General features: G+C 66.4%; 6 protein-coding genes. 4 read left to right on the top strand and 2 right to left on the bottom strand.

Annotated elements, in window-relative coordinates:
• Positions 1–53: 53 nt before the first annotated feature.
• On the top strand, positions 54–965 hold the full coding sequence (locus RIC11_RS13765; protein ID WP_350212217.1) for a class I SAM-dependent methyltransferase: 912 nt from the start codon (positions 54–56) through the stop codon (positions 963–965).
• A 270-nt stretch (positions 966–1,235) separates the two neighbouring features.
• Here the strand turns inward: RIC11_RS13765 and RIC11_RS13760 are convergent, their stop codons facing one another.
• Both RIC11_RS13760 and RIC11_RS13755 read right to left on the bottom strand, forming a co-directional pair.
• Positions 1,236–2,093 (bottom strand): hypothetical protein, encoded by an 858-nt coding sequence (locus tag RIC11_RS13760; RefSeq protein ID WP_350212215.1) that lies wholly within the window; start codon positions 2,091–2,093, stop codon positions 1,236–1,238.
• 100 nt (positions 2,094–2,193) lie between these two features.
• On the bottom strand, positions 2,194–2,976 hold the full coding sequence (locus RIC11_RS13755; protein ID WP_350212213.1) for a hypothetical protein: 783 nt from the start codon (positions 2,974–2,976) through the stop codon (positions 2,194–2,196).
• A gap of 1,302 nt (positions 2,977–4,278) precedes the next feature.
• On the opposite strand from RIC11_RS13755, the gene RIC11_RS13750 reads away from it, so the two are divergent.
• The 3 genes from RIC11_RS13750 to RIC11_RS13740 all read left to right on the top strand — a co-directional run bounded on the left by RIC11_RS13750 (position 4,279) and on the right by RIC11_RS13740 (position 12,483).
• On the top strand, positions 4,279–5,214 hold the full coding sequence (locus RIC11_RS13750) for an exosortase/archaeosortase family protein (protein WP_350212211.1): 936 nt from the start codon (positions 4,279–4,281) through the stop codon (positions 5,212–5,214).
• Between the two features lie 83 nt (positions 5,215–5,297).
• Positions 5,298–7,580 (top strand): GumC family protein, encoded by a 2,283-nt coding sequence (locus tag RIC11_RS13745; protein ID WP_350212209.1) that lies wholly within the window; start codon positions 5,298–5,300, stop codon positions 7,578–7,580.
• Between the two features lie 238 nt (positions 7,581–7,818).
• Positions 7,819–12,483 carry a tetratricopeptide repeat protein gene (locus RIC11_RS13740; protein ID WP_350212208.1) on the top strand — a complete coding sequence of 1,555 codons (4,665 nt, stop codon included), beginning with the start codon at positions 7,819–7,821 and terminating at the stop codon, positions 12,481–12,483.
• Position 12,484: the final 1 nt, after the last annotated feature.

Below are 12,484 nucleotides of genomic sequence, written 5' to 3'. Positions count from 1 at the left end.
TTGACGCAGCGGAGCGTCGCAGTCGGCCCGCAAGTCCTCAACGCTCAACAGACATGTCGACAAAGCAAAGCATGCTGCCGCTGCACCGGCTGGCGCCGCTCATCGTGCGGCAGAACCTTTCGCGGCAGACGCTGGGGCGTACGCCGGAGCCCGTCGCTGAGACCAACGAGGCCGACCACGTCGAGCAATACAACCGCGTCGGCGAGACGCGGTTGATGGTTTCCTATGCGGTTGGGCTCGAACTCATCGACCGGGTGGTAGGAGGTCGGCGCGAACTGGCGTACGACTTCGCGTCGGGTCCGGGGCGGTTCACCGCGATGCTGCACACGCACCTCGGATTCGATCGAGTCGTCGGGATCGACTTGGCGCCAAACATGGTCCAAAGGGCGACCGAGAACTCTACTGCGGCGGGGCTGTCCGACCGCGTCGTCTTCCAGCGAGGCGACATCACGAACCCAGACGGACTGCCGGACGGGTCCGCCGACCTTTGCTGCTTCGCCGACGCGGCCCACCACTTGTCGGACCTGGATGCCGTCTCGACGACGCTGTGCGCCATGGAAAGGGTGACGCGCAGCGATGGCGTCGTCGTCCTGATGGACCTGGTCCGCCTCAAGACCGCGGCGATCACGCGGGAGTACGTGGAGCTGGTAGGAAGCGACTATATCGAGCTAGGCCTGCCTGCGTTCAAGCAAGACTTCAGGGATTCGATGTACGCGGCGTGGACCGCGCAGGAACTCCAGCAAGCCGTGCCGAGGAGCACGTCGAAGGCTTGGTTCCAGATCGTCTCCTTCGCGATGCCATGCGTCCAGTTCATTTGCGGCGTTCCCGTCGAGCGGCGCGCGCTGCTTGGGAAAGGCGCAAGCAGGATCTCTAAGTCGTCCGACATTGCGCCCAGGCATATGTGGAACGAGTGGCAGCTGTTGCGCCAACTGTTGTTCCGGAGCCGCTCTCGCCGTATCGCCTGACCGGCCTGCCCACGGGCTTTGGTGACGGTGAGACTAGGCGGTTTCGTTGTTGACGCGGGTCTGAAGCCCCGGCGCGCCGAGGTTCGCGCTCGCGGCCTGTTGGCCATCCGCCGTCGTCCGTTATCAGCTGCCAAGTAGAAGTAGTCGAGGTGGTTTGGCAGGCGCAAAAAAAGAGCCCGGTCGGATTCCGACCGGGCTCTTTCGTTAGCTGCAAGAACACTGCTCGCGGATCAAGCGTCACCCGAGGGCCACGCCGGATCGGTCAGTCGCCTAGCGGCGACGGCCACGCATCGCCGCGGCCGCCGAGACCAAGCCAATCCAGGTCAAGGCAGTCGCCGGCTCCGGAATCGGCCGGATCAGGATGTCGACGTCGCTACGCACCGGCAAAATCGGGTTGAACGACGGCGCGAGAGAACCACCGACGAGCAACACTTCCGCCGACCCAGGGCCAAACGTGGGACCCAACTTGGGGCCGGCTCCCTGCTCAGTCACGTTGAGGGCGGCCGAGAAAAGGCCGGAGTCCGTGACGACATCGAACGCCGTCGAGATGTCGGCAGAGTCCGCCGCGGCTTGCCAGAATTCGTTCGCGTCGCCCCGCATGCCCCATTCCCAGAGCTCGGTGCCGTCAGCAGTCAGGTACCAAGTCGGGATAGAAGGGTCGATGTTGGTCGGGTCCTGGAAGACGACGGCGATCGAACCATCGGTGGTGGCAATCGGCGCCCCCGTTCCGGCGAACACTGCCGCCCATTCGGCGACCGTCGGGGCTCCGAACGTGAAGTTCGTGTCGATTTGCCCGTCGTTGTCGTTGTCACCGGTGACGCTGGTGATGCGAGTCAGGAACAAAGCCGTGATGGTCGGCTGAGTCGAAGTCGCATTGGCAGTTTGGGTGCCACTCCCGAACGGCGCTTCAACCGCCGTGAAACGGATCACGCCGGCGAGGTAGTCGCCAACGTCCAGAACAGTATTCGCGCCGGGCGCCAAGACCGTTCCGCCGGCGTTCACCAGCATCTCGAAGTCGTCGTCCTCGAGTGCATTGAGCTGCCCGCCTACGAGGTCACCCGCCGTGATCGACGCTGATGCGACGCAGGGAAACCCTGCGATCAGCGCCAGAAAAATGAAGTAACGCATGGATGTAAGCTCCGTCAAAGGTACGAGTAGTTTGGTGTCGTAATCAGATGTAGCAATCGCTTCACCGCGGCCCGCTTGTCCGGCGGGCGGCGGCCAACACTCATACCCGCGGCGGCCTGAGGAGCTCGGAACCGGGCGGGACGGGCAGGCGTAGCTTAGCCTCTGTGGCGACCCGCACAAGCTTCGCATTCGAAAGAATCGTCAGATTTTCACTTGGCATCGCGACGGACGTGGGCCCGCTGCCCGGCGCGGAGTTCGATCCGGCTCCGGAAGTCGTTTGTTGTCCGCTCGAGGGCGGCGTCAGCAGGGCAACCAGGGCGCTGTCCGGGAGCTGCTCTTCTGGCTGCTCTTCCGGCTCCGACGGAGCAGAGAGCGGTTCGTCGGGATCGTCCGCGTGGTCAGCCGGCGTGTCGCCGTGCGCCCGGCTCTCAGTCGGGCTCGCGGCTCGGCGTGCGTGCACGGGCGCAAGCTCACGCAGGGACACCAACAGCGAGGCCGACCCGACCGGGTTGAAGCTCGACGCCGGGCTCAAAACGAGTCGCTCTGAGCCGAGCGACGCCTGCCAGTCGAGCGCTGTTGGGCCGGACTCCGGAGAAAGACAGCCGCTGGCAATCTGCAGCAACGTGGTGAGGCGCCCGTCGGCAGAGGCCAAGTTACGCGCAGCCGGCGAGTCGAGGCCAGCCAATCCGGCGGCGAATCCCGCTGCGGCGTCGACTGTTGTCGCTGAGTTGGCTTCTTTTGCAGCGCCGAATCGAGCTGCACCGCCGTCGCTCGTCACGGTCGATGACGCTGTTGATGACGCTCCGACCACTTCGGCTAGCGAGACATGAATGCTCGCCCGAGCGTCCTGGCAGACAACGATCAGCCCGGCAAGGGCCAACATCGCCGCTGCCGCGCCGATGCTGGAGAATCTGCCGGAGAACTTGCGTGGCCGCTGTTGGCGTGATCCTGTTGGGCGTGGTCCTGATAGCTGCCCACGATCCGTCAACTGGCCACCAGCCGCCGATCGACGTACGAGCCCCGCCAGTCGACTGGGAGCGCTAGCGGGGAATTTCCCGCGAGTGCTCTCGGACGAGGAGGAGATCGTTATGTCGGCTCGTTGCGACACGCTGCCTTCTTCGCGAAACTTAGTGGGTCAATCGGGGAGCGACGACTGCACAAGCGCAATGCTCCACGCAATGCAGCCAGCTACAGACTAACGGCAGCGGGGGCCCGTAAGCAATGGTCGCGGGGAAAAATGCCCACGAAATTCTTGCGCCTCGACTAGGCGCTTGATTGGGGAGCCCTGTTAATTGGGGAGCCCTATCGATTGGGGAGCCCTGTCGCCCGGGAGGTCGTCAGATAGCCGTTGCGCCCATCCGGCGGAGTCCCGCGGGCTTGTCGGTGCGGAGCACTTTTTTCTGTCCGGGAGTTTGTTTTTCCGTTCCCTCGCGAATACGCTGGTGCGGCGTCAACCGAGGGGCCGCCTGCGCTACGGCGAATGCCACTGCGGGCGCAGGATGTTTCTCGACTTGGGCAGCGAGTCGCCTCCGAGCGGCAGCCCCGCCTGAAACTTCCATTTCCCACCTCGAGGCTGCGACCCTTCACGCGTACGACCTGCCGTTCCGTCGTCGTATCTGACATTCGCCCTCCGGCCGAACAGCGTTTGCTAGACAACTTTTAGTTGACACCCATCCCGTCGGTCGGGTTGGCGCTGATGCGAGCGGTGGCGTGACTGTCGGCGGCGCGACTGTCGGCGCCGTCGCCAGAGGGCGTCGGGCCGAGTCGTTCTCTCTGTGTCACGGCGATCGCTGAGCATCCGGTTTCTCGTCGAGCGTAGAGTTGGAATTCGCAGAGGTGAGTTCGTTTGCGGTGAGCGCAAAGACGGACCCGCATAGCGGTTTTAACCAACTCCGCCGCGAGCGTTTTATCTTGCTCGAATTGGGGCGGAATTCCCTTGAACGCCCTGGGTTATCCGCTCAATTAGCGGATAGCCGTGAGGCGTGTCGGGCGGCGACCGTGGGTGCGGATGTGCGGGTTGAGTGGTCGGCACGCGTCGCGAGGCGGCTCAGGCGCGGCCGTCGCTCAGCGACTTGACATCCAGAGGAATCGAACGACTTTCGAGAGATCGGTGACCCGCAATGGCGCCGCAGTCCAGCTTGGTGTTCGGCGCGCCGCGAGATTATCGATCGCCTCTTGAAGCATCGTGTTCAGACCGCATATGGCAGAGAGCGAAGCAAATCAACGAGAGTCGGCCGAGGCGGCGGAGCGCTCGCTTGCGCCACACACGGCGGCGCTGGCGTTGTTGCTCGGCGCGATCGGCTGGGCCTACTGGCCCGCGTTGCAGGAGATCTTCGCGGCGTGGGGGCGCGACCCGGACTACTCGCACGGGTACCTCGTCGTGCCGATCGCGTTGTTCTTCTTGTGGTCGCGCCGAGACCGACTGAACCGAGCGGCCGTGGCGCCCAGCGCGCTGGGCCTCGCCGTGCTCGCGGGCTGCCTGGTGGTTCGGGCGCTGGCGGCTTTGTTCTTCCTGGGCCCGGTCGACGCTTGGACTTTGCCCCTTTCGATCGCCGGCGCGGTGCTGACGGTGGGCGGTTGGCCGCTGCTGCGTTGGTCCGCGCCGAGCATCGCGTTCCTGTACTTTATGATCCCGATCCCGTTCTCGGCCGAGACCTGGTTGAGCGTGCCGCTGCAGCGCGTCGCGACGAAGCTCAGCACCGAGACGCTGCAGCTGATGGGCCAGCCGGCGTTGGCCGAGGGCAACGTGATCTGGTTGCAAGAGCACCCGCTGATGGTGGCCGAGGCGTGCTCGGGGCTGCGTATTTTGGTGGGCGTCTTCGCGTTGGCGTTCGCGTTCGTTTTGTTTTCTAGCTGGGCGTGGTGGCAGAAGGCCCTGGTCCTGATCGCCGCGATCCCCGTGGCGCTGCTGTCCAACGCGATGCGGATCGTCGGCACCGCGTTGCTGCAACGCACGTTCTCGGGCGAGGTGGCTCACACGTTTAGCCACGACCTCGCCGGCTTTGTGATGATTCCCGTCGCCGCGGGGTTGTTCTGGCTGCTGCTGCTGTACCTCGACCGACTGTTCCCCCGTGTCGAAGCGGTGACGCCCTACCGGATGGTTGCTGGATCGAAGGATTGAGCGAGTAGATAAGTCAACGAGTGCTGTTGAGATAGTCGTAAGCCGGAGGCTTGAGCCTTCAGCCGTCTTTTGCGGACCGAGTCATGAATCACCACTACGAGCCGACACCCAGCAACCAAGCGCTGCGGCGCGTCGACACGACGCCGCGGTCGATGACCGCGGCGGCGCCCGGGGGGCGAGCGGCCGGGGGCGGTTCGGCGCCGATGCAGCTGTCCCCGAAGTTTCTCTGGTGGGTTTTCTGCCGGTCGTGGCGCGTGGTGCTGCCGGTCGGCTTGCTGCTGGCGGCCAGCGTGGCGTCGGTGCTGCTCTACCAGTACCAGCCGAACTTCAGGGCGACGGCGATCCTGCGGATCGAGGACCGGTCGCAAGGGCTGATCTTCAACGGTGTGTCGGTTGATTCGAGCAACGGCCGCTACGTACGCACGCAGATGGAGACCATGCGGAGCGACCCGGTGCTGCTGGAGGTGATCGGCGACCCGAAGGCCGCCAAGGTCCCTCACGTGATGGGCGCCAACGACAAGCTGGGGGCCATCCGGGACCGGTTGGGGATCCGCTCGATCGGCGGCTCGGAGCTGTACCAGATCAGCTACAACGCGCCGTCGCCGGCGGACGCCAAGGTGATGACCGCGACGATCATCGAGAAGTACTTCAGCAAGATGCGCGACGACAACATGGAGCGTCAGGGCAAGGTGCTCGAGCTGTTGATGAAGCTCGAGCGGAAGGAGTCGGAGGGCCTGGCAAAGGCGCAGGAACAAATCGTCTCGCTGGCGAAGGAAGTTACCGGGCGCGACTACTTCAGCGGAACGGTTCTCGACCCGGAGAAGGCGGCCAATCCGCTGGCCGGGCTCCACGGGAGGCTGGCGAGCATTCAAGTCGCGATGGAAGTCGCGAACGCCGAAAGGCAGGCGATCGAGGACGCGGTGGCCGTCGCCAGCAGTCGGACGGAGTCCAACGGCCTGCTCGAGATGCGGGTGCAGCAGGACGAGCGTATCGGCGCGCTCAACGAGAAGATCGATGCCCTCACGCAGCTCAAGCAGCAGCTCGAAGAGAAATTCGTCGACCCGCCCTCCCGCCCCGATTACCAGCAGGTCGTGGCGGAGCTGGAGGGCGCTAAGCAGGAGCTCGAAACGGCTGAGCCCGAGGTCCGCGCCGAATTGATCGCCGAGAACGAGAGGCGCCGCACCGAAGAGGCCCGGAAATTGGCGAGCGAGAAGCAGAACGAGATCCGGCGGATGGAGTTCGAGCGGGCCGCTGTCCAGCGGCAGTACGACGCTAAGCTAGACGACCTGAAGGTCGGCAGCGGCCAGAGCGCTCAGCTCGAGCTCGCCAAGGCCGACTACGCCCGAAAGGTGCGTATCCAAGAGATGCTAGAGAGCAAGATTTTGTCGCTGCAGACCGAGGCGAAGGCCCCGCCGAAGGTCTCGTTGTTCAGCCCGCCGAACGCGTCGAACCAGCCTATCGAGTCGGCGCCCTGGAAGCAGCTGTTCCTGGCTTGCGGCGCCGCGCTGGTGCTTCCTTTCGGCCTGGCCGTGCTGCGCGAGGCCTCGCTCCGCCGGGTCATGGACGCCGAGCAGCTCTACGGCGACACCCACCTCCGGGTGCTCGGCGAGATTGCTTCGTTCCCCACACGGAGGGTCGCCGCCAACCCGAGGCAGCTGCCCAGGTCGCTGCGCCGTGAGATGTACGCGTTCGCCGAGTCGATCGACGCGCTGCGGCTGAGCCTGACCCACGTTTCCGAAGACAAGGAAGGCGCCTCGGTGTACGCCCTGACGAGCGGCGTGTCGGGCGAGAGCAAGACGAGCGTCTCGGTGGCGTTGGCGATGAGCTTCGCCAACGTCACCGGCATCCGGACGCTGTTGATCGACGGCGACCTCCGCGACCCGGGCGTGCAGGACCTGATCGACTTGAAGTACACGCCGGGTCTGGCCGAGGTGCTCGCCGGGCGTTGCAAGGTGAACGAAGCGATCCAGCCGGCGCCGGGCGTCGAGGGGTTGTTCGTCATCCGCGCGGGCGATTGTGAGAAGTCGCCGCACGCGCTGGTCCGGCCCGGCCGGCTGGGCGAGCTGATGAGCTTCTTGCGGAGCAACTTCGACGTGATCGTCATCGACACGCCACCGGTGCTCGGCGCCAGCGAGGCGCTGTCGCTCTGCGCGGCGGCCGACGCGACGGCCGTGTGCAGCCTGCGCGGCGTGAGCCGCGTGCGGCAGCTGCGCCTGGCCGTCGACAAGCTCGAGACGGCCGGCGCCGAGGTGGTGGGCGCGGTGCTCAGCGGCATCCCCACCCACGGCTACGGCTACGCGTACGCTTACGGCTACGGCTTCAGGGAGAACGGCCGCGAGCACCTCGAAGCGCCGTCCTCCAACTAGCTCGGCCAACCACGCGGCCGCCTGAAACGGCCGGATCAGAGACTCGCGCGCGAGGCCTCGCGTCGATGAGCTCCGAGGCGCCGCGACGCTCAGGCGGGCGGCGCGACGCAGGTTCCAATCACACGTGACCCATCCTGGCGGACCCTTGGCGGACTCAACCCCTCACAACGCGGAACAACCGCGAACCGACACGCGTGGCGGGGCTTCGCGGGGTCGACCCGCGCCCCGCTTGCTGAACGTGCCGTTGCTGTTGGGCACGCTGGTAGCGCTGGTCGCCGTGGGAGGGGCGATCTACTACCTGCGTGGCTGGCGTCAGGAGCGCCTTGCCGAAGACTTCGCCGCGCGCGCCGAACAATTGCTCGGCGAAGAGGATTTCAGCCGCGCCGCCTTCTATCAGCAGCAGTACCTGCAGCTGCGGCCGGACGACTTTGCGGCGCGGCTAGAACTGATCGATATCTTCGAAGCATCGCTCGAGACGTCGCCGGGCAACCGTCAGCAGCTGCTCCGGCTCCTCTACGAGACGATCGGCTTGGCGAGCAGCGACCAACAAGCCGAGGCGAACCGCCTCCGCACGCAATTGGCGGAGCTGCTGCTGGACTTCGACGAATTCTCTGGCGCCCTCGAGCAAACGGCGGAAGTCCGAGCCGACGAGGTCGAAGGCGAAGACCTACCGGCGAGGATCGCCAGGGTCGAGGCCCTCGCGCACCATTACCGCATCCAGAATGACCTGTCGCTCAACGAGGCAGGCCGCCGCGATGCTTATGCGGGCGACCTCGAGACCGAGGCCGTCGTGCCGAGTCTGGCCTCGCTGGATCCCGAGCAAGAGGAGTCCGACCAGCCCGCCCGGTCGTTCGCCGAGCTGCTGCAGAACGCGCTGGCGCTCAACGAGGCGGACCCCGAGCTGGTCGGTGTCGCAGCCGAGCTGTATCGGCAGTACCCGGACATCTTCGGCGACGACGACTCCGAGGCGACGCGCCTAGCGGACGAGATGATGCAGCGACTCGTCGACGCGAGCCCCGGCGACGCCGAGGCCTTGCTGACGCGGTACGCCTACCGAAGCAAACACAACTTGGACGGCGCCGACGAGGACCTCCGCAAGATCCTCGAAGCGGACCCCGACAACGTGGACGCCCTGTGGCTGTCGATGGAATCGGCGCTCCGCCAAGCCGACGCCGCCGGGCAAGCCGAAGCGGAGCGGCTACTGAACCGGCTGGTCGAGGTCGCGCCCGACTTCGAACCTGCGCACGTGGTGCTCGGCCGGCTGCTGCGTCGACAGGGGAAGCTCGAAGAAGCGCTGGGTGCCGCGGAGCGAGCGGTCGACCAATTGCCGGAGCACAGCGTCGAAGCGCACGCACTGCTCGTGGACCTGCACCTGCGGGCGAAGAACGCGCCGGCCGCCCGCGACGCGATCGACGACCTGCGGGAGGCGATCGCCGCCGACGTCCGGCTCCGCGATATGTCGCAGTCGCAAGGGGTGTCGCTAGCGGAGCAGCAGCAGAGGGACCGCCTGGTCCAATTGCAAGAGGGCCGTCTGGCGGCGCTCGAAGGCCAACCGGGACGCGCCGCCGAGCTGTTGAAGTCGTACCTCAACGGCGCCCCCGCCGACTCGGCATTGAACGGCCAGAGCGTCGAGGCGAGGCAGAGCCTGGTCGCGGCGCTGGAGAGCCTCGGCCACTGGGACCAGGCGGCTTCGCAGCTGGAGGACCTGGTTCAAGCCCTGCAGGGCGCGACCAACTCGGACAGCGCCGCCGCGGAGGTTTGGGGGGTCTCGGCCCAGCGGGCGATCGCTCAATTGCGTCTGCAGGCCGCCAACGACTGGCTGCGGGCGGATCGCGACGAGCGAGCCAGTTTACAGCTGCGACAAGTGAGTGGCGTCGCCCCGATGGCGGCCAAGACGTTGGGGCTGTTGGTCGAGGCCAAGCGTCAGACCTCGGCGCCGCAAGAAGAGCGGGATTGGAGCGAGTTCGACAAGCAGCTCGCCGAGGTCAAGCAGCAGACGGGGCCCAGCATGCTGCTGTTTCGTGCCGAAGCAGCGCGCCGTCTGACGGCTTCGGCCGGCGCCGGAACAGAGGGCGCGGCCCTCAGCGAACTCGTCGACGAGTACGCGAAGGGCCTGGGGGACAACGCCGGTTTCTGGCGCGCAGCGGCCGAAGCGTTCGCCGCCGCGGAAGAGCCCGAGCAGATGCTCGAAGCGATCGACGCGTACGAGCGCCTCTCTTCCAGCGAGGACGCGACGCGGTTGCTGCGAGTTGAGCTTCTCAGCCGGGTTGGCAAGACCGACGAAGCGCAGCAGGTCCTCGACGAAGCCAACAAAGCGGCCGGGGGCAAGGACTCCGCGTACCTGGCCCAGGCCCGCGTGCGCCTGAGCGCCGCCTCCGGCGACGCCGAGCGTGCGCTGCGGCACGCGCGGGAGGCGTTGAAGTCGCACCCCGACGACCGGTGGCTGCTGCAAGCCGCTATGGTGCTTGCCCTCCAAAACGGGGAGCTCTCGGTTGCGGAGGACCTTGGTGACCGGATCCGCCGTTCGGGGATCTTTAGCGAGGCGGAAGTCGCCTACAGTCAAGCGAACCTGTTGCTGCTGAGGCTCGTCGGGCTGGAGCCTCGCCAGAAAGCCGACCGGAAGGCGCTCGTCGACCAGCTCGAGAGCCTCGTGTCGCAGATGGTCGAGGCACGCCCCGAATGGGCGGCCGCGCACGAGCTTGCCGGCAAATTCGCGCTAGCGACCGGCGACGCCGGCGCGGCGCTCGAGTCTCTGCAGCGGGCGGCGAGCCTCGGCCCGATACAGCCGAAGAGCCAGCTCGCGTTGGCCCGGCTGCTGTCCACGACGCCCGACGGGATGCGGCAGGCGCGCGGCTTGTTGCAGCAGCTGAGCAAGGGGGCGCCGGCCGGACAGTCGTTCAACGTCGAGGCGTCGCTCGCGATGGCCGACCTCCGCTTGGGCGACGCCGACAAGGCCGAGCAACGCGCCCGGGAGCTAGTCGAAGAGCGTCCCGACGACAGAGAAGCCCGCGCCTTGCTGGCGGAGGTGCTCTTTGGCAGTGGACAACTGGATGAGGCCGAGAGGGTCGTCGCGGAGGGCCGGGAAGCGAACCCCGACGACGCGTTGCTGTGGGGGCAATCGTTCATGTTGGCCACGGTGCGGAAGGACCGTTCGGCGATCGACCGGTTGCTCGAAGAGGCCCCCAAGGCGATCAAGAGCAACAAGGCGGTCCGGCTCAGTTGGGCCGGACGCGCCTACCAATCTTTGGGAGACATCGCCGCGGCGCGCGACGCATTCGAGCGAGCTCAAGCCTCCGACCCGGACAACGTGCAGCTGCGCCTGCAACTGGCCGATCTGTTGCTCAGCGTGGACCCGCGGGCCGCCCAACCGGTGCTGGAAGAGGCTCTCGATAAGGCGCCGGACAACGAGGCGGTCCGCAGGACGCTCGCTACCGTGCTGGCGATGGCGGGGCCGGCCGCAGACTGGGACCGGATCGAGTTGCTGGTCGGCGCCCTCGAAGGGGGCGACGAGGACGCCTCGACCGGGGCTCGCCGCCTGAAGGCGGTCTTGCTCATGGAGCGTGGCCGCTCTGTCGAGGAGCGGCTGAGCGACACCCGGCGGAGCCAGCGATTGCTGCAAGAGGTGGTCGACTCGCCCGAGGGGGGCTTGGTCGACCAGGTGTTGTTGGCGGCCGCCTACGAGCGTGAAGCCAAGCTCGACAACGACAACCCCCTAAGCTACGAGAACGCGGCGAACAGGCTCCGTTTCGTCGTCCAGAAGGGCGAGGAGGGCCGGCCGTACCGACCGGCGTACGCCGGGCTGCTGATCCGGTCGGTAGAGGCCCTAAGCGATCAACCAGAGACCGCCGAGCTGCGCGAGCGGATGGTCGCCCAGGGCAGGGCGGTCCTCTCCGAACTGCTGGGCGAGGTCCCCGTTGACTCCGAAGCGACCAACCTCAAGGCGCGGCTCGCGATCGTGTCGGAGGACGCGCGTCTGCTAGCGGCCAACGGCGATGCAGAAGCCGCCGCGGAGCGGTTGGATCGGTTCGCCGAGGAGGCCATCGACAGCGTTGACCTCGCGGCAGCGGACCGCTTGGAGTTGGCGATCCAGCTCGGGGGCAGCTACTCGAAGGTCGATGCGCACAAGCGAGCGGAGCGTTGGTTCCGAACGGCCGCTCGAGAGTCGCCTACGACGCGCAACCTCGTGCTGCAGTCGCTGGTGAACCAAGACCGGATCGACGACGCGGTCAATTTGCTTCTGGAGTCGTCTGGAACAGAACGGCCGAGCGTCAACGAGGCGGTGCTGTTGTCGGTCGTGCTGTCGTCGGGCCCTTCGAGCGAGTCGACCTACCAGCGTGGATGGGAGCGGATCGCGGCGGTGCTCGAAGAGCAGCCGAGCAGCGTCCCGCTGTTGATGTCGGTCGCCGTGCTCCACACCACGCGCGACGAACAGACCGAGGCGATCGAGGCATTCCGGAGTGTCCTCGAAGTCGACCCGGAGAACGTGAACGCTCTGAACAACCTCGCGACGCTGCTCGGTGAGATCCCGGACAGGCGGGAGGAAGCCCTCGCGCTCGCGGAACAGGGGTTGCAGCTCACCGCCGGCATCCACTCGCAGCAGTCGATGCTGCTCGACACCAAGGGGTCCATCTACCTATCGATGGGCCTCGAGCAGGAAGCGATCAACGCGCTAGAGTCGGCGGTCGCGGCGATCGATGTTGACCCGCGGTACTACTTCCATCTGGCGGCGGCCTACCTGCGGGCCGGTCGGCTCGAGGAAGCACAGCGGAACTACGCGGAGGCGGTCGAACGCGACCTGCACAAGTCGGTGCTGACCGCGTCGGACCGCGAGCTGCTCAAAGAAATCGAGGAAAGCCTCGCCGCCCAGGCCGGGTCGTCGGCCTCCAATAACCCGGCAAGCTGAG

The sequence above is a fragment of the Botrimarina sp. genome (assembly GCF_040219535.1).
Taxonomy (GTDB): Bacteria; Planctomycetota; Planctomycetia; order Pirellulales; family Lacipirellulaceae; genus Botrimarina.
The sequence above is the reverse complement of the archived record's forward strand: the minus strand, read 5'-3'. Positions and strand labels throughout refer to the sequence as shown.